Raw genomic sequence first — 25,849 nt, 5'->3', positions numbered from 1 at the left:
GGGCCGGATCGGGGCGTGCTGACGAAAAAAGCTTGTGTTCTCACAGAGATTATGGTAAACTTATTTCCATACGAAATAATTGTTTCAGATCAAAGTGAGGTGCATTCATGCGGCAAAAACTGAAAGAAAAAATTGCGGAATCGTTAACCTCGGTTCTGCCCATTACACTGATCGTACTGGTGCTGAGCTTTACGCTGGCGCCCATGCCGATCGGCACGCTGCTGCTGTTTCTGCTTGGCGCCATGATGCTGATCGTGGGAATGGGATTCTTCTCCCTGGGAGCTGACATGGCTATGATGCCGATTGGCGAACAGATGGGCCGGAAACTGGGCGGCAGCCGCCGCCTTCCGATGGTCGTCGTCATCTGCTTCCTGATTGGAGCCGTGGTCACCATTGCCGAGCCGGATCTCCAGGTGCTGGCGCGGCAGGTGCCTGCCGTACCGGATATGGTGATTATTCTGACCGTAGCGGTTGGAGTGGGCGTGTTTTTAGCGGCAGCCATGCTGCGTACCCGCTTTAACATCCCGCTGAGCACGACCCTTGTGGTCTTATACATTGGGGTGTTTCTGCTTTCCATTTTTGTGCCCAATGAATTTTTGGCCGTGGCATTTGACTCGGGCGGCGTGACCACCGGCCCCATCACGGTGCCGTTTATCATGGCTTTGTGCAGCGGTATGGCCAGCGTAAAGGGCAGGGAAGAGGACAGCTTCGGCATGGTGGCCCTGTGCAGTGTGGGGCCCATCTTGGCTGTGATGATCCTCGGGCTGTGCTATCAGTCCAGCGAGGTGGCCTATACGCCCTTTGCCATCCCGATGGTGACGGATTCCCAGGCCGCCGGGCAGGAATTCCTTCAGGGACTGCCCGCCTACATGAAGGAGGTGGCCCTGGGGTTACTCCCCATCGCGGTATTCTTCGCGGTGTTCCAACTGGTCTCCATACGCCTGAAGCGCCGCTCGGTGATCAAGATTCTGGTGGGAATTGGCTATACTTATATCGGTTTGGTGCTGTTTCTGACCGGCGCGAATGTCGGATTCATGCCGGCAGGCTACTACCTGGGGCAGACCCTGGCCCGCCTGCCCTATGTGTGGATTCTGGTGCCCATCGGAATGGTGGTGGGCTATTTCATCGTAGCGGCGGAGCCGGCCGTCCATGTGCTGAACAAGCAGGTGGAAGACGTGAGCAGCGGTGCCATCCCCCAGAAGGCCATCGGCCTGGCGCTCTCCATTGGTGTGGCCGTGTCCATCGGCCTGGCCATGCTGCGCGTGACGCTGGGGATCCCGATTTATGTTCTCCTGGTGCCCGGCTACGCGGTTGCCTTGATCCTGACCCGCTTTGTACCCAAAATCTTTACGGCCATCGCCTTCGACTCGGGCGGCGTGGCCTCCGGCCCTATGACAGCCACCTTTCTGCTGCCCCTGACCATGGGGGCCTGTGAGGCGCTGGGGAGGGACATCCTGACCGATGCCTTCGGCGTGGTGGCCATGGTAGCCATGACCCCGCTGATTACCATTCAGCTGCTGGGCCTGTTCTACCAGCGCAAAATCTGCGCCACCCGGGAGGTCACTCCGGCGGAGGAGCGGGAGATTGAACTTGTGGATGATATCATTGACTATGACGAGGAGGTGGAGATTTGATGCGGTATGCGCGCTTGAAAATGCTGGTGACCATCGTAGACCGGGGAAAGGGGGCTGCCGCGGTGAGTCTCTACCGTGCCCAGCGCCTGCATTTTGATTATCTGTGTATGGGCCGGGGAACAGCAACTTCTGTTATTCTGGATTACTTTGGGCTGTCGGAGACGGAGAAGGACGTGGTCATCACATTGGTGCCGGACCGGCGGGTGGAGACTGTGATCCGCCTGGCGGATGAAAAATTCCGCTTCAGCAGCCCCGGGCAAGGCATTGTGTTCACCGTACCCCTCTCGGGAGTCAGCGGACAGGTGCCGCAGATTTTGTGCCGGCCGGAGAATCTGCCGGATCATGAAAAAGAAGGAGATGAGAAGCCTATGGATACCAACAGTAAATACGCTCTGATTTTGACAATCGTCAACCGGGGCAGCCTGGATGCCGTTATGGACGCCGCCCGCGGGGAAGGGGCCAGAGGCGGAACGGTGCTCCACGCACGCCGGGTGGGAATGGAGGACACGGAGAATCTTCTGGGCTTCACACTCCAGCCGGAGAAAGAGGTTGTGGCAATTTTGACGCCGGAGACGCAGAAGCGGGCGCTGATGAGCGCGATCAACAAGGCGGCCGGATTGCTTACGGAGGCGAGAGGAATCCTCTTCTCCCTGCCAGTGGATGATCTGGTGGGCTTCCAGGCGGGAAGCGCGGAGGCCTGAGGGCTTTTGCGGTGGCCTTAGTCCGCTGATAAAAAAATTTATGGATAGGCCTTGACAAATCGACATCTTTTGGTATAATAAATCCTGCGCCTGCGATAGCGGGCACAGATAGCGGGATTGTGTAAGGGTAGCACGACAGACTCTGACTCTGTTTGTGAGGGTTCGAATCCTTCTCCCGCTGCCAAGTCGTCGTGGACAGGTTTTGTTCGCGACGACTTTTTTCTTTGGAAAGGCCTATGCCTGTGGGACAGGCGTTACACACTGCGGAACAGACAGAGAAAGATCGGGAGGTATATACGATGAGATGCCCGTTTTGTGCCCATCCGGAGAGCAAAGTGGTGGACTCGCGCCCATCGGACGAGGGGGCCAGCATCCGCCGCCGCCGTGAGTGCCTGGAGTGCCACAAGCGCTTTACAACCTATGAGACTATGGAGAGCCTGCCCCTGGTGGTGGTGAAAAAGGATGGTAGCCGCCAGACCTTTGACAAGAACAAGGTGCTCAACGGCATGCTCCGTGCCTGTGAAAAGCGCCCGGTTCCCTTCAGCAAGCTGGAGGAGATCGCGGACGAGATTGAGCAGGCGCTCCAAAATGCCATGGACCGGGAGATTCCAACGGCCAAGATTGGCGAACTGGTGATGGAACGCCTGAAGAATGTGGACGAGGTGGCCTATGTGCGCTTTGCCTCCGTCTACCGCCAGTTTAAGGATATCAGCACCTTTATGTCGGAGCTGTCCAAGCTCTTGGAGGAAAAGTAGACGCCGGGGTTTGGCTTCCTGCGTAAAAACGCTGTGGCGTATCCGGAGAAGGGTACCCACAGCGTTCTTTTTAAGCGAGGCGATTGGAAGTGGTCATTGATTTTCACGCGCATCTCTTTCCGGATGAGATTGCAGACAGAGCGATTCAAAAATTGACAGCCTTAAATCACCTTCAGGCCTTTTCGGACGGAACGGCGGCCGGCCTGCGCGCCTCCATGCGGGCGGCCGGAGTCGACCTGACGGTTGTCCTGCCGGTGGCGACGACTCCTCAGCAGGTCCCTCACATCAATGACTCTGCCGCCCGGCTCAATCAGGCGGGGGAGGGGCTCTTCTCCTTTGGGTGCATTCACCCGGATTTTTCCGATTGGAAGCAGGAACTGGATCGGATCGCGGCCCTGGGACTGAAGGGAGTCAAGCTGCATCCGGCCTTTCAGGATACGGACCTGGACGACCCCCGCTACCTGCGTATTCTGGAGCGGGCCGGCGCACTTGGCCTGGTGGCGGTTACACACACCGGTATGGATGTCGGAATGCCTGGCTTGGCACGCTGCACTCCGCAAATGGCGCGCAATGCGCTGCGCCAAGTGGGGCCGGTCAGACTGGTGCTGGCCCATATGGGGGGCTGGCGCTGCTGGGAGGAGGCTGAGGAACTGCTGGCGGATACAGCGGCCTATCTGGATACTTCGTTCTCCTTAGGGCGGCTTACGCCGCTGAATCCGGATGTTCCGCCCAAGGTACCGCTGGAATTGCTGGACCAGACTCGGTTTCTGCGCATGGCGGAGCAATTTGGGGCCGGACGCATCCTGTTTGGCTCCGACAGCCCCTGGGGCAGTCCGGCGGCTGATTTGGCTTGGCTGCGTGGGCTGCCGATGACGGAAGAAGTGCGCACAGCGATTCTGGGGGAAAATGCCCGGAGACTGCTGGACGAATAAAGTGAAGCAGGGCCGCATAGGGAAAATCCCTATGCGGCCCTGCGGTTTCGGCTATTTTCCGGAGGGCTGCGGCCCGCCGGCGCCCAGACCGGACCGGAGAATGACGTCCCGCATGACGCCGCCCGCCCCATTGTCCAGCGTAGAGCGGCGGACGCGGCTGATGGTCGCGCTGCTGGCTCCCGTCTTTTCCAAGATATCCAGGTAGACCTTTCCCTGCTGAAGGTAGACCGCAACGTCAAAGCGCTGCTCCATGGCGCGCAGTTCTACCGGAGTGCACAGGTCTTCGAAAAAGCGGCAGCACTCCTCCGCGTCCTTCAGCTTTAGAATGGTCTCATACAGCGCGAGATTCCGCTCCGTCTTTGCCATACATCTATGACTCCTTTCAGACAAATGCAAGCCCCCTGCCTGGGAATCGGCGATTATTTTAAAGACATTGTACCACAGGAAACCACAACCGTAAACCATTAGATCGCTAAATTTTCCGTCTGCGGAGGACCGTAAAGGGGGACGGGAAATCACTCCCGTCCCCCTTTACGGCGTTAGAACTGCTGTTGACGCTCACTCTTATTCTGTGCCTGCTCCCGCTTTTTGTTCTGAGCGGATTCGCCCTTTTTCTGGTTCTGGGCCTGATTCTGGGCATTTTTGCGGTTGTTATTCTCATTGGACATGGAGCTCACCTCGCTTTCACCGGCCTTAGTGTGACCGGCAGGAGGAAAAGTATACATAAAAACCCCAACTTTCAGGAAGGGCTGGTCGCAGCCCGGATGGCCCCACAGGCCCAGTGAGAGAGCGGGACATCGGGGAATGGGGACTGCGTCCCCATAGCGTCCGCCCGACCCAGAGCGCGGTTAATCATTTTCACTGCCTCAGCCCGAGAGACTGTTTGCTCCGGACGGAAGGTGCCGTCCGGATATCCGGAAATCCATCCCTGTTCCGCTGCCCAGGCAATGATTTCTGCCGCCCAGTGTCCCTGAGGAATGTCAGAAAAGGGAGCGGCAGAGACGGACTCTGGGTCAAAATAGGCGCAGAGCAGCTTCAGCAGCTCCGACCGGCTGATAGAGGCCTCCGGCCGAAAAGTTCCGTCCAGATAGCCGTTGGCAATACCCCAGCGGGTGACAAAGGAAATGTAAGGTGCATACCAGGCGGCGGCCGGGACATCCGGGAAGAAGGGGGCGGCCTCGGTCCCGGTGTATATGGGCCTGCCGGACGCATCTGTGCTCAGCCTGGCCAGAAGGGCCGCGGCCTCCCCACGGCTGAGGGGCGCCTCCGGCCGGAACAGCCCGCCGGAACCCTCCACATAGGCCTGCTTGCCGGCTAGGCTGGGCCTGGATTCCTCAGACAGGTAGGTCCTGCGGTACAGGGTAAACAGCTCCTGGGACTTGACAAGGTAGGAGTAGCGGAAATGAACCTCGCCGGCTACTTGCGGCAGGGTGCGATTCAGGTCGAGCTGGCCCCGGATTGCCTTGGTGCCGTACCAGGGATCGGAAGGGTCGCTCTTTCCGGCCTGATAGTCCGCCATGCCGATATAGAGGGCCACATCCGTCCCCTTTACCGTGTCCGCCCACCAGCGCGCGATGGCCGCATAGTCCATACTGGGGTGGCCTATGTACCAGTAAATTTGCGGACAGATGTAGTCCACCCAACCCTCTTTGACCCATTTGCGGCTGTCGGCGTAGGCGGCGTAATAGCTCTCATAGCCGCCCGTGGTAGGCGACCCCTCGGGCTGGCTGCTTCGATCTGCCCAAACACCGGAAGGGCTGACCCCAAAGGAGAGCTCCGGGTCAATGGCGTGTAGGCGGCGGTCCAGGGATTGAATTAAAAGATTGATATTATTGCGTCTCCAGTCCCCGATAGTTCGGAAGCCGCCGCCGTAGGCCGCATAGGCTTCAGCATCGTCAAAATCGCTGCCCGGATAAAAGTAGTCGTCCAGATGGATCCCGTCCAGGGGATAGCTGCGCAGCAGCTCCTCCGCGCCCTGGACCACCAGCTCCCGTACCTCAGGCAGGCCGGGATTCAGATAGGAACCTCCGTTATACTTGACCACCCAGTCCGGATGCTGTGCCGCCGGGCTGTCCGCAGGCAGGCGGTCATACTCCGAGGTGGTCACGCGGAAGGGGTTGAGCCAGGCGTGGAGCTCCAGCCCCAGCCGGTGGGCCTGCGTCACCCAGTAGTCCAGCGGGTCGAAGCCGCCGGAGGGAGCAGTTCCCGCCGTGCCGGTGAGATAGCGGCTCCAGGGAAAGAGCTTTGAGGGATACAGCGCGTCGCAGGAGGGGCGCACCTGAAGGATCACCGCGGTCATGCCCATCTGGACGCATTTTTGGAGAATCTCATCCGCCTCGCGCTTGAGCGCCTCAGGGTCGGTAGTGGCGCGGCTGGGATAATCCAGATTGTATACCGTAGGCACCCATACGGCCCGGAAGGGGATCCTGCGGGTCTGCTCCGCCCCGCTGGCGGAAACGCACAGCAGGGAAATGAAAGCCGCCAGAACAAGGGCGGCAGTGGTCCGACGGGCCCCAGTCACTGCGGACCTCCATTCTTCTGCCGCTCCATCTGTTCTGCCAGATCGGTTAAGTACATCCAACGTTCCATTTTTTCCTCCAATTTGGCCTCCAGCTGCTCCTGCTGCTCTTGGAGCACCTGGAGGGCGATATAATCACTGGACTTTTCTTCCTGCTCGCGGCGCACCTGGGACAGATGTTCCTCCAGAGCGGCAATTTCGGCATCGATGCGCTCAAAATCCCGCTGCTCCTGGAAGGAAAACCTCAGCCGTTTGGGCCCGGCCGACCGTTCGCTCTTTTTCTCCGGGCTCGGTTTAGACGTCTTAGCCTTTTCAGCGGATCGACGGGCATCCCAGTATTCGCTGTAACCCCCGGGGTAGGCGCGTACCACGCCGTTGCCCTCCACCGCAAAGACCCGGCGGCACACCCGGTCCAGAAAGAATCGGTCGTGGGAGACGGCGAGCACGGCGCCGGGGAAGCACGAGAGGTAATCTTCTAAAATCGAGAGGGTTTGCAGGTCCAGGTCATTGGTGGGCTCGTCCAGCAGCAGCACATTGGGCGCGGCGGCCAGTACAGCCAACAGAAAGAGCCGCCGCCGCTCCCCGCCGGAGAGCTTATAGACCGGGCTCCACTGCACCTGATCGGGGAAGAGAAACTGCTCCAGCAGCTGGGACGCCGTGAGCATACCCGCCGGTGTCTCGATCCGGTTGCCGATTTCCTTCACATAGTCAATGACCCGCACAGATTCATCAATGGGCGGATTTTCCTGAGAGAAGTAGCCGATGCGCACGGTCTCGCCGATCTCAATCGCTCCGCTGTCCGGGGTCAGACGCCCGGCGATCAGATTGAGCAGGGTGGACTTGCCGCTGCCGTTGGGGCCCACAATGCCGATGCGGTCATCCCGCAGCAGGGTGCAGCCGAAATCCCGCAGGACGCTTTTCCCACCAAAGGATTTGCATACCCCGTGAAGTGCGATGGTCTTTTTGCCCAGCCGGCTGGCCCGGGCGGACAGCTCAAGGGAAGCACGCTCTTCCGGAGCGGATTGGGCTCTGAGGGCTTCGTAGCGCTCCAGCCGTTCCCGGCTTTTCGTGCCCCGGGCCGTGGGGCCCTGGAGCACCCACTGGTACTCCCGCCGCAGAATGGACTGCCGTTTGCGCTCTGAGGCCCTCTGGCTCTCCTCCCGCAGAGCTTTGCGCTCCAGATAGTCGTCGTAATTGCCCGGATGGAGGTAGAGTTTTCCCTGTTCTACTTCGGCCAGTTTTTGGGTGACCCGCTCCAGAAAATAGCGGTCGTGGGTCACCATAAGCAGCGCCCCCTTCCAGGCGCGCAGGTACTCTTCCAGCCACTCCACCATGTCGCTGTCCAGATGGTTGGTGGGCTCGTCCAGGATCAGCACATCGCAGGGGCGGGAGAGGGCAGCGGCCAGAGCGGTCCGCCGGCGCTCCCCACCGGAGAGGCCGCCCATCCTGCGGTCAAAGCCGGTCATCCCCAGACGGGTGAGCACCGTTTTGGCCTCGTACTCCGCCAGCTCCCTGGCTTCGGAGGAGAGTCCGCGCAGCACATGCTCTAGCACGCTCTCCTCCGGCTCATAGGAGGGGTTCTGGGGCAGGTACTCCAGGCGCACATTGGGGTCCCGGCTCACCCGGCCCTCGTCCGGCTCCTCCGCTCCGGCCAACAGGCGCAGCAGCGTGGATTTGCCCGTGCCGTTGAGGCCGATGACCCCGACCTTGTCTCCCGGCTCCAGATAAAAGGATACCTGATCCAACACAGTGCGATCCCCATAGGTCTTGCTCACTTGTTCCGCGGACAGCAGCATGCTTATCCCTCGCTTTTTCAAAAGTCCGGTTTTCAGTATACCACATCCGTTGTGATTTGTGGTATCCTAGTTATGTAATTATGGAAACTTCTTTAAAACACGAGGTTTTTTATGAAAGAGAGAATTTGTTCCCTTCTGCTGGCTCTGTCCCTGCTGTTGTCCCTAGGCGGCTGCGGGGAGGTTGGACCGGCGCGTCCGGAGGAACAGGAAACGGTCTCCGGCGGAGCGGGGGCGCTGGAGGTACATTACATCGACGTAGGACAGGCGGATTCCGCCCTGCTCCTGTGCGGCGGGCAGTCTATGCTCATTGACGGGGGCAATGTGGACGACAGCAGTCTGGTGGTGTCCTACCTAGAGCGGCAGGGGGTGGAGCAGCTGGACTACCTGGTGTGCACCCACGCCCATGAGGACCATGTGGGCGGGCTGTCCGGCCCTTTGAATGCCTTTACAGTCTGTCAGGTGTTTTCCCCTGTCAGCGACTATGATTCCAAGGCGTTCCAGGATTTTCTCAAATATACCCAGACCCAGGGGCTCTCTTCGGAACAGCCGCAGCCGGACACGAGCTTTTTTCTGGGGACGGCGCAGGTCACGGTGCTGGGGCCGCGGCGGGACTATGAGCAGACCAACAACACCTCCCTCGTCCTGCGGGTGGACTACGGGGAGACCTCCTTTCTGTTCACTGGAGACATGGAGCGCGAGGCCGAGGCCGATCTGATGGCGGACGGCTGCGCGCTGTCGGCCACGGTGCTCAAGGTGGGGCATCACGGCAGCGACACCTCCAGCAGTTACCCCTTCCTGTGGGAGGTGATGCCCCGGTATGCGGTCATCTCGGTGGGAGAGGGCAATTCCTATGGGCACCCTTCGGAGGCGGTGCTCAGCCGTCTGTCCGACGCCGGGTCGGAGGTCTACCGCACAGATCTCTTGGGCACAGTGACAGCGGTGAGCGACGGTGTACAGGTCTCCTTTACCACCCAGCGTGCCGGCGCGCCCATTCCCGGCCGAAGAGAGGAGAGCGGGAGGGAGACCTATATCGGCAACCTGCGATCCCAGGTGTTTCACCTGGACACCTGCTCTGGGCTGCCGGACGAGCGCAACCGTGTTTACTTTGACAGCCGGGAAGAGGCGGAGGCGGAGGGGTACCGCCCCTGCGGCAACTGCAAGCCGTAGGGGACGGCCGCGGGGCGAAAAAATTTTATGACTTCCAGCCCTTGACAGGCAGTCTGATTTTCGCTATGATAAGAAAAAGTTATCCCCAAAACCGCGATGATGGGAAGAAGATACGGATATGCCCGCTCAGAGAACCGGTGGTTGGTGCGAACCGGCGCGTGGATCCCGTATGCATACTGATCCCGGAGCTGCCTGCCTGAAATTTTTGTAGGGCGGGCCGTCTGGCCGCGTTATCGGCCGAGGCCTTGTTGGAGGCCAGTGAGGGCTGTACGGGAAACCGGCGGCCGAATCAGGGTGGTACCGCGTCATCAAACGCCCCTGACCAGTTCGGGTCAGGGGTGTTTTTGTATTCCCCGGCCCATATCGACAGGAGGAATCCCCATGAAACAGGCATATCAGAAGTACATCCCCTTTGAGCCGATTGCCCTTCCGGACCGCACCTGGCCGGAGAAGCGGCTCACTGCGGCCCCCATCTGGTGCTCGGTGGACCTGCGGGACGGCAATCAGGCCCTCATCGACCCGATGAATGTGGAGGAAAAGCTGAAGTTATTCCACACCCTGGTGGACATCGGCGTGAAGGAGATCGAGGTTGGATTTCCCTCCGCCTCGGAGACGGAATATGAATTTATCCGCACTCTCATTGACGGCGGCCATATCCCGGATGATGTGACCATCCAGGTCCTGGTTCAGGCGCGGGAGCATCTGATCAAAAAGACCTTCGAGGCCATTCAGGGTGCCAAGCACGTGATCTTCCACTTCTACAACTCCACCTCCACGCTCCAGCGCAAGGTGGTGTTCCACACCGACGTGGCGGGGGTGAAGCAGATCGCCGTGGACGCGGCCAAGCTGATCCGGGAGCTGTCCGAGCCGGTGGTAGCCTCCGGCGTGGACCTGCGCTACCAGTACTCTCCCGAGTCCTTTATGGGCACGGAGATGGACGCAGCGGTGGAGATCTGCCAGGCGGTGATCGAGACCCTGGGCGCCACGCCGGAGCATAAGATCATCCTCAACCTGCCCACCACGGTGGAGAACTGCATGCCCAATTACTTTGCCGACGAGATCGAGTACTTCATTCGAAAGCTACCTTCCCGGGCGTGCGCCATCATCTCCCTGCACCCCCACAACGACCGGGGGGAGGGTGTGGCCACCGCTGAGCTGGGTCAGCTGGCCGGGGCGGAACGGGTGGAGGCCACCCTCTTCGGCAACGGGGAGCGCACCGGCAATGTGGACATGGTGACCCTGGCCCTCAACCTGTATACCCAGGGGGTAGACCCGCGCTTGGACTTCTCGGATATCAACCGCATCCGCGATGTGTACGAGCAGGTCACGAAGATGAAGATCGGGGAGCGGCAGCCCTATGTGGGCGAGCTGGTGTTCACCGCGTTCTCCGGCTCTCACCAGGATGCCATCAACAAGGGCACCCACTATATGCAGGAGAGCGGCACAGAATACTGGGAGGTGCCCTATCTGCCCATCGACCCGGCGGATGTGGGCCGCCAGTATGAGCCCATCATCCGCATCAACAGCCAGTCCGGCAAGGGCGGCGCGGCCTTTGTCATGCAGCATCATTTCGGCTTCGACCTGCCCAAGGTGATGCACCCGGAGTTCGGGCACATCGTCCAGGTGGAGACCGACCGGGTGGGCAAGGAGCTCAAGCCGGAGCGGGTCTTTGAGCTCTTCAAGGCGGAGTATATGGACGTTACCGTCCCCTATGAGCTGGTGCGCCACTCCTTTGCCGAGTTTACCGACGAATCCGGCCACTCCCACGTGACCTTTGCCGGCACCCTCCGCCATCAGGACACGGTGTTCCAGGTGCAGGGCAGCGGCAACGGCCCGATTGACGCCTTCTTTAACGCCATTCACGGCCAGAAGATGGACCGCTTTACCTTTGTGGACTATAAGGAACACGCCGTCTCCGACGGTTCCGACTCTATGGCGGTGGCCTATATTCAGCTGCGGGATAAGGCAGGAAAGGATGTCTTTGGGGTCGGGGTTTCCCATAATATCAACCTGGCCCCGCTGAAGGGAATTCTTTCAGCCATCAACCGCGCGGTGACCGGACGAGTATAATATTGAAACGCAGAAACACCTCAGCCCTTTTTGGACTGAGGAGTTTCTGCGCCGTGCAGGGTGCGGCCTCACAGCACGTTTTTCAGCGTGAGCTGTTCTGCTTCATAGAGCAATTCAATTTCGGTCAGCAGCTTGGCGTTGGCGGCCGAATACTCACCGGCCTCCTGACAGGTAATAAATTCCAAAACCTCCCGAAACCCGGAATAGATTAGGTCCGTATCCGCATGGCGCAGTGTGATGTGTAGATAGCTGTCTCGACTCTGCCAGAGATCATAAGCCTGGCGGGTCATGGACTCCGCACGGCGCCAATCGCCCTGCTCTGCATAGGCTTCTGCCTGTTCCAGCGCCTGTGCGAGCTCGCCGGAAAAGCGGCATAAAAAATGGGTGTTGTAAAGCATAGCGCAGAATATGGCCACCAAAAGTGCAGCCGCAATCCAGAGGCGTTTCATTTCGCGTTCTCCTTTGCCACAAAGTAGACCCGGTTCTGCTCATCCACCGTGAGCAGAAAGACATCTTTGCTGTGCCTGATTTTGCGCTGGGCAAGCTGCTTCTCCAGCCAATTGCGGTCAAAGCCCCGGGTGCGCAGGTTATGCTCCAGTACCCGGCCGTCATTGATGATGACAAGGGGCAATCCGACATCCTCCGGTGTGACGTTCATCTGTTCAGCGGTGACGGGCAGCTGGTTGGTGTAGGGCAGTACGGAAATCTGGCCGTTGGTCTCCAAAATGGCATACTTGATGGTGGAAATATCGGTAATACCCTTCATCCTCAACTCTTCCATCAGCTCATCCACCGTAAAGCGGTTCTTCTTCATCTCTTGCTGGCAGAGTTTTCCGTTTTCCACAATAATGGAAGGGCGTCCGCAGACGATGGCCCGGAATTTGACGCTTTTCATGGTGAGTACGGATAAAATCATGGTGATACACAAAAGCGTAAAGATCGGAATAATACCGGTAAGCAGCGGGATACCGAAATCCTGCATGGGTACGGCGGCTAGGTCGGCAATCAGCAGGGCGAGGACCAGTTCAGACGGCTCCAGCTCGCCCACCTGACGCTTGCCCATCAGCCGGATGCCGGCGATGATGAACAGATAGAGGATAATCGTGCGCACAAATGCGATGACCATAAAACAACCTCCAGAACTGTCATAGGTTGTTTTAGTGTGGCGCGCGGGGCGGACAATTATTCCGGTGCAGGGAACCTGAACGTGCTCCGCAGCTTGACAAAGTATACCCCTATGGGTATTGGGAGGGGAAATGCGAAAACTGCAGGTATTTCTGGATTGGGGTGGAGGCGGAGAGAATATCGCCTACCCGGTGGTGGCGGCTAATCGTGCGCTGCTGGAGAAGCTGGGGATTGCCTGGAGTGAATGGGAGCAGAAGGAGCCTTATCTGCGCGCGGGCTGCACTATTACCTATCTGGCAGTGGATTGGCGGCCTGTGGGGCTCCTGGCCATCTTCATGGCGCTGAATTTTGCCGCAATTCTTCTGGCCATGGCGGGGGTTGTGGACCCGGTGACAGGCGTGCTGGTCCGTAACGCGGGCTCTGTATTTGTCATTGTCCATTCGGCCTTTGTGCTGAGATGGAGTGTGCGGATCGGGCAGTAAAAAGACTGCTCTGCCTGTGGAGCCGCTTGGGGCGCATTGCCTGTGAAAGGAGGCGGTGCGCCCCTGCTGTTTGTCCAAAATGACTGTTTTCATGCCCTTCACAAAAATAGGGAAAAATTTTGTTGTCAGAAAAGCGGTTTTGAGATAAAATGAAGCAGATCAATATGGGAAAGGAAAGGCGGGATACCAGAATGAAGGCAACGCTGATTTTAGCCAACGGCAGTGTCTTTTCCGGGCGGAGCATCGGTTCTACAGCCGACCGTGTGTGCGAGATGGTGTTTAATACCTCCATGACGGGCTATCAGGAGATTTTAACCGATCCCTCTTATGCCGGACAGGGAATTGTGATGAGCTATCCGCTGATCGGCAATTATGGCGTGAATCAGGAGGATAACGAGTCCTGCCGCCCCTGGGCAGAGGCTTTTGTGGTGCGGCATCTCTCCCAGAGAGGCAGCAATTTCCGCTGTGAGGGCGAGCTGGACGCCTATTTGAAACAGTACAATATCACCGGGATCGAAGATGTGGATACCCGGGCGATTACACGGATTCTCCGCAGTCAGGGTACCATGAACGGTATGATTACCTGTGCGGAGCATTTTTCTGTCCCGGAGTGCCTGGAAAAAATCCAGGCCTACCGGGTGCAGGACACAGTGGAGGCGGTCACCCGGCGGGAGGCGCAGGTCTATCCGGCCCTGGGCGGGCAGAAGCTGCGGGTGGCCCTCTACGATTTCGGCGTGAAGGAGAACATGATCCGCTGTCTCCAGAAGCGGGGCTGCCAGGTGACGGTCTATCCAGCCCATACCCCGGCCCAGACCGTGCTGGAGGGGGGCTTTGACGGCGTGATGCTCTCCAACGGCCCCGGGGACCCGGCGGATAATGTGGGGATCATCGCCCAGATCAAGAAGCTCTATGACAGCGATATCCCCATCTTCGCCGTCTGCCTGGGGCATCAGCTCATGGCCCTGGCGACCGGCGCGCAGACCCGGAAGATGCGCTTTGGTCACCGGGGGGCGAATCACCCGGTGAAGGACATTGCCGCCGGGCGGGCCTTTATCACCAGCCAGAACCACGGCTATGTGGTCACCCGGGAGAGCGTGGACCCGGCGGTGGCGGAGATCTCCCATGTGAATGTCAACGAGGGCAGTGTGGAGGGCCTGAAATACAGGCGTCCCAACTGCTTTACCGTCCAGTTCCACCCGGAGGCCAGCCCCGGCCCCATGGATACGGAATACCTCTTCGACCGCTTTGTGGAGAATATGAAGGGAGGCCGTAAGCATGCCTAAGAATCCAAACATCAAGAAGGTGCTGGTGCTGGGTTCCGGCCCTATTGTCATCGGTCAGGCGGCCGAATTTGACTACGCGGGCACCCAGGCCTGCCGCGCCCTGAAGGAAGAGGGCGTGGAGGTGGTACTGGTCAACTCCAACCCGGCCACCATTATGACAGACAAGGATATCGCCGACCATGTGTATATTGAGCCGCTGAACATCGCCTCGGTAGAGCAGGTCATCCAGATGGAACGCCCCGACTCCATTCTGCCCACTCTGGGGGGGCAGACCGGCCTGAACCTGGCCATGAACCTGTATGAGCAGGGCATCCTGGAACAGTACGGCGTGCGCCTGCTGGGCACCTCACCGGAGTCCATCCGCAAGGCGGAGGACCGCCAGGGCTTCAAGGACGCCATGGAAGCCATCGGCCAGCCCTGCGTTACCTCCGACGTGGTGGAGAGCGTAGAGGCCGCGGTGGAATTCGCCGGGCGTATCGGCTATCCGGTCATTGTCCGCCCCGCCTATACTTTGGGCGGCACCGGCGGCGGCATCGCCTATGACGAGCCCTCCCTCCGGGAGATCGCCGACCGGGGCATCCACCTGTCCCGCGTGGGTCAGGTGCTCATCGAGCGGTGTATCTCCGGCTGGAAGGAGATCGAATTCGAGGTCATGCGGGACTCCGCTGGTAACGTCATCCAGATCTGCTCCATGGAGAACATCGACCCGGTGGGCGTCCACACCGGCGACTCCATTGTGGTGGCCCCCACCCAGACCTTGGCCAACCGGGAATTCCAGATGCTCCGCTCCGCGTCCCTGAATATCATCTCCGCCTTGGAGATCGAGGGCGGCTGCAATGTGCAGCTGGCCCTCAACCCGGACTCCTTTGAGTACGCGGTCATTGAGGTCAACCCCCGGGTGAGCCGCTCCTCCGCCCTGGCCTCTAAGGCCACCGGCTACCCCATCGCCAAGGTGGCGGCCAAGATCGCCCTGGGCTATACCCTGGACGAGATCCCCAATGCGGTGACCGGCAAGACCACCGCCTGCTTTGAGCCAACTCTGGATTACTGCGTGCTCAAGATTCCCCGCCTGCCCTTTGACAAGTTCACTACCGCCAGCCGCACCCTGGGCACCCAGATGAAGGCCACCGGCGAGGTCATGGCCATCGGCAACTCCTTCGAGGGGGCGCTGATGAAGGCCATCCGCTCCCTGGAACTGCCCGTGAAGTCCCTTCGCCTGCCCGGCCTGGACGAGCTGTATACCGAGGAGATCGAGGACCGCCTGGTGAACATCGACGACCAGCGGCTCTTCGTGGTGGCCGAGGCCCTGCGCCGGGGCTTCTCGCCGGAGAAGATCAACAAGATCACCAAGTACGACCTGTGGTTCCTTGACCGCTTCCAGAACATCGTGGATATGGAGGACGCCCTGGATCATGGCCGCCTGGACGGTGACACCCTGCGCCGGGCCAAGGAGATGGGCTTCTCCGATGCGTGGATCGCCGCCCTCTCCGGCCGGGAGCAGAAGGAGATCAAGGCTCTGCGGGAGTCCCTCGGCATCCGCCCGGCCTTCAAGATGGTGGACACCTGCGCCGCCGAGTTTGAGGCGCAGACCCCCTATTACTACTCCACCTACGACCAGGAGAACGAGGCCGCCGCGCCTCTGGAGCTGCCGCAGGTGGGGGAGGTGGCCCCCGGCATTCCGGAGGCGCCCTACCTGGCCGCCAATACCGCCGGGCCGCACCGGGTGGACAGCGCACCTTCCACGGAAAAGCGGAAGGTGCTGGTGCTGGGCTCTGGCCCCATCCGCATCGGCCAGGGCATCGAGTTCGACTACTGCTCGGTCCACTCGGTCTGGGCCCTCAGGCGCCTGGGCTGTGAGACCATCATCATCAACAACAACCCGGAGACGGTTTCCACCGACTTCGACGTGGCGGATAAGCTCTATTTTGAGCCGCTGACCGCCGAGGACGTGGAGGCTGTGGTGGAGTTGGAGAAGCCTTGGGGCGCGGTGGTGCAGTTCGGTGGCCAGACCGCCATCAAGCTGGCCCAGGCCCTCACCGACATGGGTGTGCCCATCCTGGGCACACCGGCTGACGGGGTGGATGCCGCCGAGGACCGGGAGCGCTTTGACGAAATTCTGAACGACTGCGGCATTCCAAGAGCCGCGGGCAAGACGGTCTTTACCACGGAGGAGGCCCTGGACGCCGCCCATGAGATCGGCTACCCGGTGCTGGTGCGCCCCTCCTACGTGCTGGGCGGCCAGGGGATGGAGATCGCCTACAACGACCGCAACATCACCGAGTTCATGCACATCATCAACCTCCAGACCCAGGAGCACCCCATCCTGGTGGACAAATACCTGATGGGCCGCGAGGTGGAGGTGGACGGCGTGTTCGACGGGGAGGACATCCTCATCCCCGGTATCATGGAGCACCTGGAGCGCGCGGGCATCCACTCGGGCGACTCCATCTCCGTCTATCCGCCCCTCCACATTGAGGACAAGCACAAGCAGATCATTCTCCAGTACACCCGCGACCTGGCCAAGGCGCTGGGAGTCATCGGTCTGGTGAACATCCAGTTCATCATCTACAACGACGGGGTCTATGTCATTGAGGTCAATCCCCGATCCTCCCGCACCATCCCTTATATCTCCAAGGTCACCGGCGTGCCTATCATTGACCTGGCCACCAAGGTGATGCTGGGGGCCAAGCTGAAGGATCTGGGCTATGGAACGGGCATCTATCCCGAGGCCAAGTACTACGCGGTGAAGATGCCGGTGTTCTCCTTTGAGAAGCTCACTGACGTGGACACCGGCCTGGGTCCCGAGATGAAGTCCACCGGCGAGTGCCTGGGCCTGGCCGAGTCCTTTCCCCAGGCCCTGCTCAAGGCCTTTAAGGGTGCCAATATGAAGGCCCCCAAGAAGGGGGGGCGCATCATCATCACCGTGAAGGACGAGGATAAGGGAGAGATTACCGGCATCGCCCGGGGCTTTGCCGACATGGAGATCGAGATCCTGGCCACCAGCGGTACCTGCGACGCCCTTGTGGCCGCCGGCGTACCCGCCCGCAAGGTGGCCCGTGTGTCCGAGGCCCACCCCAACATCCTGGATATGATCTCCTCCGGCTCGGTGGATCTGGTCATCAACACGCCCACGCGGGGCCGCAAGCACGACACGGACGGCTTCAAAATCCGCCGCTCCACGGTGGAGCACTCCGTGGCCTGCGTCACCGCTGTGGACACGGCGCGGGCCATGCTCACCGTCCGCACCCAGGGCCGCAGCGCCGACCTGTGCCCCATCGACATCACGAAAATCTGAGCATTTGGGAACCGTTTCATTTCATTCTCGTCTGTATCCGTAGATCAAACAGGAGGGATGTCTCATGAAAAAGCGATTCCCAGGTCTGATGATTGCCGTGCTGTTGGTGCTTGCGTTGTCTGCCTGCGGCGGTGGTAGTACCAGTGCCAAGCCCGTGATCTACCTCTATCCGGAGCAGAGGATGATGGTGGAGGCGGCCATGGACTTTGACGGGCAGCTTACCTCCACCTACCCGGAGTACGGGGACGGGTGGAGCGTGCTGGCCGCTCCGGACGGCACTTTGACGGATCCGGCCACCGGGCGGGAGTACTACTGCCTGTTCTGGGAGGGCGTGACAGACGCGGAGTACGATTTTTCCACCGGATTCTGTGTGTCAGGGCAGGATACCGCCGATTTCCTGGAGGATGCCCTGGCCAGACTGGGTTTGACCGATCGGGAGGCCGACGAATTCATCATCTACTGGCTGCCCCGGATGGAGGGCAATGCCTATAATCTGATTTCCTTCCAAAGCACAGCTTATACCAACAGCGCCGCCCTGACCATCGACCCCGCGCCGGATACCCTGATCCGGGTCTTTATGGCCTGGAAGGGGCTGGACCGGCCGGTAGAGATTCCTGCTCAGACGTTGACCGCTGTGGAGCGGATTGGCTTTACAGCGGTTGAATGGGGCGGCGCAGAAGTAAAATAATCCATGTGAAAAGAGAGGATGTCCCATGTCCCATCAAACCGTGATTGTCCTGGATTTCGGAGGGCAGTATAATCAGCTCATCGCCCGCCGTGTGCGTGAGTGCGGCGTGTACTGCGAGGTCAAGCCATACACCACGCCCCTGGAAGAGCTGAAGGCCATGAACCCCATCGGCATTATCTTCACCGGCGGCCCCAATTCAGTCTACGAGAAGAATGCCCCCCATGTGGATCCGGCCATTTTTACCTGGGGTGTGCCGGTGCTGGGTATCTGCTACGGCTGCCAGCTCATGGCCCACACTCTGGGCGGACAGGTTACCGCCGCCCAGGACGACTCCGCCCGGGAATACGGCAAAACAGTCACCTATTATGACCCGTCCTGTCGGCTGTTTCAGAACCTGCCCAGCTGCGGCGTATCCTGGATGAGCCACGGGGACTACATGGCGAAGGTTCCCGAGGGCTTTGCTCTGGTGGCCCATTCCGACGCCTGCCCAAATGTGGCCATCGCCGATGAGGCGCGGGGCTTCTACGGCGTGCAGTACCATCCGGAGGTCAACCACACAGAGAACGGGATCCGGATGATCCGCAATTTCCTCTATGAGGTGTGCGGCGCTGCGGGAGACTGGAGCATGGGGGATTACCTCAGGAACGCCGTGACCGCTATCCGGGAAAGGGTGGGGGACGGGAAGGTGTTGCTGGCCCTCTCCGGCGGCGTGGACTCCTCCGTGTGCGCCGCTCTGCTGGCAGAAGCCATTGGGAAACAGCTGACCTGCGTCTTCGTAGATCACGGCCTTATGCGCAAGGACGAAGGGGATGAGGTAGAGGCTGCTTTTGCCAAGTGGGACCTGAATTTTATCCGGGTGGATGCCGAAACTCGTTTTTTGCTGAAGCTGGCCGGTGTGTCGGAGCCGGAGCATAAACGCAAGATCATTGGGGAGGAGTTTATCCGGGTCTTTGAGGAAGAGGCCAAAAAGATCGGCAGGGTGGACTTCCTGGCGCAGGGTACGATTTATCCCGATGTGATCGAATCGGGCGCCGGGGACGCCGCTGTCATCAAAAGCCACCACAATGTGGGCGGCCTGCCGGACTATGTGGACTTCAAAGAGATCATTGAACCGCTGCGGCTGCTGTTTAAGGATGAGGTGCGCCAGTTGGGCCGGGAGCTGGGCCTGCCGGAGTACCTGGTTATGCGCCAGCCGTTTCCGGGCCCCGGGCTTGCCATCCGCGTGATTGGCGACCTGACCAAAGAGAAGCTGGATACCCTGCGGGAGGCCGATGCCATCTACCGCCAGGAGATCGCGGCTGCAGGGGAGGATCAGAACATCAACCAGTACTTCGCGGTGCTCACCAACACCCGCTCTGTTGGTGTCATGGGCGACGGCCGGACCTATGACTATACCCTGGCCCTTCGGGCGGTGACCACCTCCGACTTCATGACCGCCGACTGGGCACGGATCCCGTATGAGGTGCTGGATAAAATCTCTACTCGTATTGTCAATGAAGTCAGTGGAATTAACCGAATCGTGTATGATATCACCTCCAAGCCCCCTGCGACCATCGAGTGGGAGTGACATGAAATCCCCTTGGAAGCTTGATTTTACAGGACTTCCAAGGGGATTTCCCTCTGCAAAACGATCATTCTTGCAGTCAGGGCAGACTGTTGATAAAAATGAGAACAAAAAGGGCTGATGGACTATAAATTGCAAATGTGCTGAACCCAACACAGCCGGCCCTTCGTGTTATTGTGCAGCGCTTCTGCCTCTGGTAGGATAAGACCATCAAATGAAGGAGGCAGAAAGCCATGAACACAGATAAGATTTATGCCGAGCAGCTTGCCAATGAATATGCTCCGAAGGATACTTCCAAGGTAATGGCCCTCCGGAAGCTGGACACAAGGGCGAAACTCCCGGCGACGATATTCGCCTACACCTTCGGCCTGATTGCCTCGCTGATTGCGGGAGTGAGGATGTGCCTTTCCGTGAATATCATCGGCAGCCACACTGCCGCTGGGTTTGTCCTTGGAGTAATCATCGGTATCGCCGGCCTGTTTGGTATAAGTGTCAACTATCCGATCTACAGAAAGCTGCTGGCAAACGGCAAGCAGAAATATGCCCATGACATCATACAGCTGGCAAAAGAGATTAGTGAGAGCTGAGCCATGAAGAGCGCAGGGGTGCTTTTGGGAACGCTGCTGTGCCCGCTGAAGGGAATCCAATTTGTTGTCCCGCCGGTCGATTCTCCGCGCTTGTCTTCATCTTTGCGGCAGACAGAACGGAGAGTGCGGCGGCATATCCGGTCTACGGTATGTCGGCGTACGCTCTTGTCCTTTTGTTGACCGCTGTCCCAAAGCTGGCAAGGCGGATGAAATCGGCCATCACGGGCAGCGGACTGGCTCATAGGATGTCCTCCTCGGCGGTTGTCAACCGCTCCACATTCTATCTGCACTATGAGACGGCTGCCGATCTGCTTTCCGAAAGCGTGGAGTATATGAACAAGTAGTTTCGGACCTATTTCCAGCCGAACGCAGAGGCCGTCGTTGCAAGACTCCGGGCCTGTCCCGTCGGGGAACTGTATCCAGTGACACCGGAATATCTAACGCCATACCTCCGCTATATCCAGGAGGACTCATTGCAATAATCACCGAATGGCTGAAGAAAGTGTGTTTCCATTTTTGACTGCAGATATAGAGAATTTCCGCCGCAGCCTTTGAATACAAGTCCGAGGCATCTAACATACTGTCATTAGCTTTTGACGGGATAGGGCATTGCTCTGCTCCAACGCTTATCCCATGACTCTGCTGCAGTGGAATTCCCAGTTAGAAATCAGCTCAGGGGTAAACAATCCCACATAGCCGCTAAACCAGGTGCCCAATGCGCGGTAAAGCCGTTCTTCAAGCGGCAGCTGGGCGGCGCTCAACGCAAGATGGACCGCTCTATGACCGTCAAAAAGGGCCTTCTCCACACAAGCGCGCAGGAGTTCATCCTTGCTGCGGTAATGAAAGTACAGGCCTTGGCGCGTCAACCCGGCGGCCTTGGCGATGTCGTCCATGGAGGTTTTTTTGAACCCATACCAGAGAAAGGTCCGCAACACAATTTGCAGCACATATTCCTGTTTTTCTGTGTGTTTGTTCATCATGCTTCAGCTGTTCGGGGCCAGCGTCCAGACGCTGCCCTATGCGGCTTCTTATCTGACCGTCTATCCGGCCAGCACCGTATTTGTCATGATCAGCCTTGGCATGAACAGCTTTATCAACGCCCAGGGCTTTGGCAGGACAGGGATGTGTACCGTGCTCATCGGTGCGGTCCTGAATATCATCCTGGATTCGGTTTTTATTTGCGGACTTGACATGGGGGTAACCGGAGCCGCCCTTGCTACCATCCTTTCCCAAGGGGTATCTGCGGCGTGGGTGCTCAAATTCCTCACAGGGAAACGGGCGCTGCTCCGCCTGAGTTTCCGGGCCATGAGCATTTCCGTAAAATATCTGAAGCGCATCCTTGCCCTGGGGCTTTCCGGATTTGTTATGTATCTCTCAACCAGTGTGGTGCAGATCGTTTCCAACGCCTTCCTGGCCCGGTATGGCGGAGATCTGCATGTGGGCGTGATGACCGTGCTCACATCCATTCGGGAGATTGTGTATACGCCTCTGACGGGGCTGACCAGCGACTCACAGCCGGTGCGGGGCTATAATTATGGTGCGAAGGCCTATGGGAGGGTTAAGCAGGGAATCTGAATCATGACACTTGTGTGCCTGGGCTTTACCATCCTGGCGTGGGCGGCTGTTATGCTGTTTCCCGGCGCGTTTATGCAGCTGTTCAACAGCGAGCCGGAACTGTTGGAGGCGTGCATCCCGGGCATGCATCTTTTCTTCCTCTGCCTTGTGATGGAGTCCTTCCAATTTGCCGGACAATTTCCCTTTGTTGCCCTGGGAAGGTCAAAGGAGGCGATTTTCTTCTCCACATTTCGTAAAATCTTGATTATGGTGCTTTTGATCCTGCACCTTCCCAGGGTCGGCGGATTGGGTGTCAATGGAGTGTTTCTGGCAGAAACCATTTCCCATGTAATCAGCGCAAGCGCCTGCTACCTTACCATGTATCTGATTGTCTGGAGGAAGATGCTCTGCGTTGAAGCGGATTAAAGCGTCCGCTTTCCGCGGCGCGTTGAAAACAGTTCCATTGCGTGGTATAATAGCCGTAAAGCGGCTATTATACCGACTGTCCGGCACGATCCGCTCCCGCCCTGCGGGCGGAACCGCGGACGATGCCAATATACCACGAAACGCTTCATGTTTGTGGTATCACTAGAAAAATAAAAGACCGAAGCCGCCTCCTCATATTTCAGTGCAGCCAAGCTCCTTTGAATTTGATGGGAAATATGAGGAGGCTTTGTCGTCCAAGCGCTTGATTAAGAACCATGGGCGAAAAAGAGGGGAGCGGAGCGTTGAAGAAGCGATTGACTTGGAGAGAGACGGTTACGATTACCAGCATGCTTTTTGGCATGTTCTTTGGGGCTGGGAATCTGATTTTCCCGGTGCATATGGGACAGATGGCCGGACGCAATGTGTGGCAGGCAGTGGCCGGCTTTCTGATCACCGGCGTGGGGCTCCCGCTTCTGGGTGTGGCGGCCCTGGGGATTAGCCGCAGCGAGGGCGTGGCTGATCTGAGCAGCCGGGTAGGAAAGCGGTATGGAACCTTCTTTACCTGTGCCCTCTATTTGACGATCGGACCCTTTTTTGCCATTCCGCGGTGCGCCACCGTGTCCTTTGAGGTAGGTATTGCGCCGATGCTGACGGAGTGGGCGGACCTGCGCGTCCTTTTAGGAATATTTACGCTGGTCTTTTTCGCCTTGGTGCTCTTCTTTTCCCTGCGGCCGGGTAAAATCCTCACCTGGGTGGGGAAGGTACTCAACCCGGTTTTCCTGCTGACCCTTGGGGTGCTGGTGATAACGGCTCTGGTGCGGCCCATGGGGGAAATCAACGCGATTGTGCCGGAGGCCACCTATGCCTCGGGAGCCTTCTTCAAGGGCTTTTTGGAGGGGTACCACACTATGGATGCGCTGGCCGGTTTGGCCTTCGGCATCGTGGTGGTTCACGTGGTGCGCGCACTGGGTGTTACGGAGCCCGGAGCGGTGGCCGGCAATACGGTGCGGGCGGGGGTGTTCAGCTGCACGCTGATGGCGGTGATCTATCTGGCGGTCACCCTGGCAGGGGTGGAGAGCAGGGGCATCTACCCACTGGCTGCAAACGGGGGAGAGACCCTGGCGGTAATCGCCGGGCACTATTTCGGCCGGATCGGGATGCTGATTCTGGCCGCGGCTGTGATTTTGGCCTGCCTCAAGACGGCAGTGGGCCTGATTACCAGCTGTGGAGAGGCCTTCGCGGCCCTGTTTCCGGGCGGACCATCATACCGGGCTTGGGCGGTGCTGTTCTGCGTGGTCTCCCTCCTGATCGCCAACTTGGGCCTGAACGCCATTATTGCCTATTCCCTTCCGGTGCTCCTGTTTCTCTACCCGCTGGCGATTACGCTGATTCTCCTGGCGCTCTTTGGGAGGCTCTGGGGGAACGATCCTCTGGTCTACCGCCTGGTCACGGTATTTACGCTGGCGGCGGCCATTTTCGACCTGTTTCAGGCCCTGCCGGCGGGGACGCGGGCCTTCCTACGGCTGGATAGGCTGGTGGCGGCGGCGGAACGGATTCTCCCGTTCTTCTCTCTGGGGCTGGGCTGGATCTGCCCGGCGCTGCTGGGGCTCGGGGCGGGGCTGCTCTGCCGGGCCCTTCGGAAGCGCCTGGGAAAGGGGTAGGAACGCGCCTCTTGTGGGGTGGGAGGAAGTATGATATCATAGGGGAAACGTGTGTAAACTGCAATTTTGGGGGAGGCGAACCAACCTTGAAACGGGTGGAACCGGAATACAGGGCCCCGAACGGCGGCCATTATTCCCCTGGCGTAATTTCCAATGGGCTGCTTTTTGTGTCTGGACAGCTGTCCCTGGACCCGGATACCAGGGAGCTGCCCCAGGGGGGTGTGGAGGCCCATATGGAGCAGGCCCTGGCCAATCTGGACCGGGTGCTTCGTGAGGCGGGCTGCGGCCGTGAGGATGTGGTGCAGTGCCGAGTCTATGTGACGGATATTGCCCATTGGGACCAGATCAACCGGGTATATGCCGATTACTTCGGCCCGCACCGGCCCGCGCGGATTGTGGTGCCGGCAGCGTCCCTGCACTTTGGCTGTCTGGTTGAAATCGAAGCGGTTGCGGAGGTGAGGAAGTGATGGAATTTGTCTGCTCCAAATGCGGAAAACGGGAGAGCACCCGCACCAGACAGGCGGCCTGCAGCTGCGGCGGCCTGTGGAAGCTGGATTTTCAGGCGCCGAAGTTCGACGAGTCCCTCATTGACCGGGACACCTGGAGTCTGTTCCGCTATCGGGCATTCCTCCCGCTGGAGGACGACGCCTGGAAGCAGGTAACACTGGGGGAGGGGATGACCCCCATCATCCCGCTGGACGGGGATGTAATGCTGAAGCTGGACTACCTCATGCCTACACTGTCCTATAAGGACCGAGGCGCGGCGGTCCTGATTGCCCACTGCAAGTCCATCGGCGTGGACGCCGTGCTCCAGGATAGCAGCGGCAACGCGGGGAACAGCGTGGCGGCTTACTGCGGACGGGCGGGCATCCGCTGTGACATCTATGTGCCGGAGGGTACTTCCCCCAAAAAGATCGACATGATCCAGGCCCACGGAGCGGCGATTCATGTGATTGAGGGCAGCCGGGACCACTGCGCGGACGTCTGCCGGGCAGCGGTGAGGGAAGGGGGCAGGTACTATGCCAGCCATGTGTACAACCCCTTCTTTTATGAAGGTACCAAAACCTATATTTATGAGACCTATGAGCAGCTGCACCGCATCCCGGAGTACCTGTTTGTGCCCCTGGGCAACGGCACGCTGTTCCTCGGCGTGATCAAGGCGCTGGAGGAGCTGCTCGCCGGCGGGGCCATTTCCCGCATGCCCCAGCTGGTCGCCATCCAGAGCGAGCGCTGCGCGCCTTTTGCAAAGGCGGTGGAGCAGCACGCCGCCCAGCCGGCGCGGGTACAGCCCCAGCCCACCTTGGCGGAGGGAATCGCCATCGGCGTGCCTATGCGGGGGGCTGAGATACTGGAGTACATCTATCGCTATCATGTACAGATGATTCAGGTGCCGGAGGAAGGCATTCTGGAGGCCCGGGCCGCACTGGCCAGACAGGGCATTTACTGTGAGCACACCACAGCGGCCAACTATGCTGCCTACCAGCACTACCGCCGCCTACACGGCCCGATTTCCGACTGCCTGATCACCATGTGCGGCGCAGGGCTGAAGTCCGACCATTAAAGAAATGGTTGGACCGCTGGGGTGTGTCTTGCGAAAAAAGGCGAACTATG

Annotated in this window: 25 protein-coding genes, 1 tRNA gene and 1 other annotated feature; of the genes, 19 read left to right on the top strand and 7 right to left on the bottom strand. The window is 59.2% G+C overall.

From position 1 onward, the window contains the following. The first annotated feature begins 107 nt into the window (after positions 1 to 107). The 5 genes from H9Q75_RS02945 (at position 108) to H9Q75_RS02925 (ending at position 4,022) form a co-directional block, all read left to right on the top strand. Positions 108 to 1,634: a DUF1538 domain-containing protein gene (locus tag H9Q75_RS02945; protein ID WP_186564652.1), complete on the top strand. Its 1,527-nt coding sequence runs from the start codon at positions 108 to 110 to the stop codon at positions 1,632 to 1,634. Next, positions 1,631 to 2,335: a hypothetical protein gene (locus tag H9Q75_RS02940; protein ID WP_186564651.1), complete on the top strand. Its 705-nt coding sequence runs from the start codon at positions 1,631 to 1,633 to the stop codon at positions 2,333 to 2,335. The genes H9Q75_RS02945 and H9Q75_RS02940 overlap by 4 nt, the downstream gene beginning before the upstream one ends. A 110-nt stretch (positions 2,336 to 2,445) precedes the next feature. Further along, a tRNA-Gln gene (locus H9Q75_RS02935) sits at positions 2,446 to 2,519 on the top strand. A 115-nt stretch (positions 2,520 to 2,634) separates the two neighbouring features. Beyond that, positions 2,635 to 3,090: a transcriptional regulator NrdR gene (gene nrdR / locus H9Q75_RS02930; protein WP_186564650.1), complete on the top strand. Its 456-nt coding sequence runs from the start codon at positions 2,635 to 2,637 to the stop codon at positions 3,088 to 3,090. An 89-nt stretch (positions 3,091 to 3,179) separates the two neighbouring features. Beyond that, positions 3,180 to 4,022, top strand: a complete 843-nt coding sequence (locus H9Q75_RS02925; protein ID WP_186564649.1) for an amidohydrolase family protein — start codon at positions 3,180 to 3,182, stop codon at positions 4,020 to 4,022. A gap of 51 nt (positions 4,023 to 4,073) precedes the next feature. Here the strand turns inward: H9Q75_RS02925 and H9Q75_RS02920 are convergent, their stop codons facing one another. From H9Q75_RS02920 to H9Q75_RS02910, 4 genes are all read right to left on the bottom strand, one after another. Continuing rightward, positions 4,074 to 4,388: a YerC/YecD family TrpR-related protein gene (locus H9Q75_RS02920; RefSeq protein WP_186564648.1), complete on the bottom strand. Its 315-nt coding sequence runs from the start codon at positions 4,386 to 4,388 to the stop codon at positions 4,074 to 4,076. A gap of 173 nt (positions 4,389 to 4,561) precedes the next feature. After that, entirely contained in the window at positions 4,562 to 4,690 is a 129-nt protein-coding gene (locus tag H9Q75_RS12760; protein ID WP_279287626.1) for a hypothetical protein, read from the bottom strand. A 71-nt stretch (positions 4,691 to 4,761) separates the two neighbouring features. Then, a complete protein-coding gene (locus H9Q75_RS02915; RefSeq protein ID WP_186564647.1) occupies positions 4,762 to 6,543 on the bottom strand; it encodes a family 10 glycosylhydrolase in 1,782 nt (593 codons plus the stop codon). Next, a complete protein-coding gene (locus H9Q75_RS02910; RefSeq protein ID WP_186564646.1) occupies positions 6,540 to 8,336 on the bottom strand; it encodes an ABC-F family ATP-binding cassette domain-containing protein in 1,797 nt (598 codons plus the stop codon). Before H9Q75_RS02910 ends, H9Q75_RS02915 begins: the two co-directional genes overlap by 4 nt. A gap of 111 nt (positions 8,337 to 8,447) precedes the next feature. Here H9Q75_RS02910 and H9Q75_RS02905 point away from each other — a divergent pair, with 111 nt between their 5' ends. Beyond that, positions 8,448 to 9,503 carry an MBL fold metallo-hydrolase gene (locus H9Q75_RS02905; protein ID WP_186564645.1) on the top strand — a complete coding sequence of 352 codons (1,056 nt, stop codon included), beginning with the start codon at positions 8,448 to 8,450 and terminating at the stop codon, positions 9,501 to 9,503. 87 nt (positions 9,504 to 9,590) lie between these two features. Beyond that, positions 9,591 to 9,826 (top strand) — a binding site (T-box leader). 58 nt (positions 9,827 to 9,884) lie between these two features. Then, a complete protein-coding gene (leuA, locus tag H9Q75_RS02900; RefSeq protein ID WP_186564644.1) occupies positions 9,885 to 11,573 on the top strand; it encodes a 2-isopropylmalate synthase in 1,689 nt (562 codons plus the stop codon). 68 nt (positions 11,574 to 11,641) lie between these two features. Here the strand turns inward: leuA and H9Q75_RS02895 are convergent, their stop codons facing one another. Together H9Q75_RS02895 and H9Q75_RS02890 are read right to left on the bottom strand one after the other, a co-directional pair. Next, complete coding sequence (locus H9Q75_RS02895) at positions 11,642 to 12,022, bottom strand: DUF4363 family protein (protein WP_186564643.1); 381 nt, start codon at positions 12,020 to 12,022, stop codon at positions 11,642 to 11,644. Continuing rightward, on the bottom strand, positions 12,019 to 12,699 hold the full coding sequence (locus H9Q75_RS02890; protein ID WP_186564642.1) for a DUF421 domain-containing protein: 681 nt from the start codon (positions 12,697 to 12,699) through the stop codon (positions 12,019 to 12,021). The genes H9Q75_RS02895 and H9Q75_RS02890 overlap by 4 nt, the downstream gene beginning before the upstream one ends. 130 nt (positions 12,700 to 12,829) lie before the next feature. Between H9Q75_RS02890 and H9Q75_RS02885 the strand changes: the two genes are divergently transcribed. From H9Q75_RS02885 to H9Q75_RS02855, 7 genes are all read left to right on the top strand, one after another. Beyond that, positions 12,830 to 13,180 (top strand): hypothetical protein, encoded by a 351-nt coding sequence (locus H9Q75_RS02885; RefSeq protein WP_186564641.1) that lies wholly within the window; start codon positions 12,830 to 12,832, stop codon positions 13,178 to 13,180. A gap of 191 nt (positions 13,181 to 13,371) precedes the next feature. Then, on the top strand, positions 13,372 to 14,463 hold the full coding sequence (locus tag H9Q75_RS02880) for a carbamoyl phosphate synthase small subunit (RefSeq protein WP_186564640.1): 1,092 nt from the start codon (positions 13,372 to 13,374) through the stop codon (positions 14,461 to 14,463). Continuing rightward, entirely contained in the window at positions 14,456 to 17,758 is a 3,303-nt protein-coding gene (gene carB, locus H9Q75_RS02875; RefSeq protein WP_186564639.1) for a carbamoyl-phosphate synthase large subunit, read from the top strand. Before H9Q75_RS02880 ends, carB begins: the two co-directional genes overlap by 8 nt. A gap of 64 nt (positions 17,759 to 17,822) precedes the next feature. Next, on the top strand, positions 17,823 to 18,446 hold the full coding sequence (locus H9Q75_RS02870) for a hypothetical protein (RefSeq protein WP_186564638.1): 624 nt from the start codon (positions 17,823 to 17,825) through the stop codon (positions 18,444 to 18,446). Between the two features lie 25 nt (positions 18,447 to 18,471). After that, positions 18,472 to 20,013 (top strand): glutamine-hydrolyzing GMP synthase, encoded by a 1,542-nt coding sequence (guaA, locus tag H9Q75_RS02865; protein WP_186564637.1) that lies wholly within the window; start codon positions 18,472 to 18,474, stop codon positions 20,011 to 20,013. Positions 20,014 to 20,243: 230 nt separating this feature from the next. Continuing rightward, a complete protein-coding gene (locus H9Q75_RS02860; protein WP_186564636.1) occupies positions 20,244 to 20,597 on the top strand; it encodes a dihydropteridine reductase in 354 nt (117 codons plus the stop codon). A 206-nt stretch (positions 20,598 to 20,803) separates the two neighbouring features. Further along, on the top strand, positions 20,804 to 20,941 hold the full coding sequence (locus tag H9Q75_RS02855; protein ID WP_186564635.1) for a hypothetical protein: 138 nt from the start codon (positions 20,804 to 20,806) through the stop codon (positions 20,939 to 20,941). Between the two features lie 282 nt (positions 20,942 to 21,223). Here the strand turns inward: H9Q75_RS02855 and H9Q75_RS02850 are convergent, their stop codons facing one another. Beyond that, entirely contained in the window at positions 21,224 to 21,577 is a 354-nt protein-coding gene (locus H9Q75_RS02850; protein WP_186564634.1) for a TetR/AcrR family transcriptional regulator, read from the bottom strand. Here H9Q75_RS02850 and H9Q75_RS02845 point away from each other — a divergent pair. The 5 genes from H9Q75_RS02845 (at position 21,576) to H9Q75_RS02825 (ending at position 25,799) form a co-directional block, all read left to right on the top strand. After that, a complete protein-coding gene (locus tag H9Q75_RS02845) occupies positions 21,576 to 22,172 on the top strand; it encodes an MATE family efflux transporter (protein ID WP_186564633.1) in 597 nt (198 codons plus the stop codon). The genes H9Q75_RS02850 and H9Q75_RS02845 overlap by 2 nt on opposite strands. 3 nt (positions 22,173 to 22,175) lie before the next feature. Next, positions 22,176 to 22,577 carry an MATE family efflux transporter gene (locus tag H9Q75_RS02840; protein WP_186564632.1) on the top strand — a complete coding sequence of 134 codons (402 nt, stop codon included), beginning with the start codon at positions 22,176 to 22,178 and terminating at the stop codon, positions 22,575 to 22,577. A gap of 302 nt (positions 22,578 to 22,879) precedes the next feature. Further along, positions 22,880 to 24,238, top strand: coding sequence for a branched-chain amino acid transport system II carrier protein (gene brnQ / locus H9Q75_RS02835; RefSeq protein ID WP_186564631.1), 1,359 nt, complete (start codon positions 22,880 to 22,882; stop codon positions 24,236 to 24,238). Between the two features lie 95 nt (positions 24,239 to 24,333). Then, entirely contained in the window at positions 24,334 to 24,705 is a 372-nt protein-coding gene (locus H9Q75_RS02830; RefSeq protein WP_341480901.1) for a RidA family protein, read from the top strand. Beyond that, positions 24,705 to 25,799, top strand: a complete 1,095-nt coding sequence (locus H9Q75_RS02825) for a threonine synthase (RefSeq protein ID WP_186565004.1) — start codon at positions 24,705 to 24,707, stop codon at positions 25,797 to 25,799. Before H9Q75_RS02830 ends, H9Q75_RS02825 begins: the two co-directional genes overlap by 1 nt. The last annotated feature ends 50 nt before the right edge of the window (positions 25,800 to 25,849 follow it).

Source organism: Lawsonibacter celer, from assembly GCF_014281125.1.
Classification (GTDB): Bacteria; Bacillota; Clostridia; order Oscillospirales; family Oscillospiraceae; genus Lawsonibacter_B; species Lawsonibacter_B celer.
Note: the sequence above shows the minus strand (reverse complement) of the source record. Positions and strands in the feature narration are given on the sequence as shown.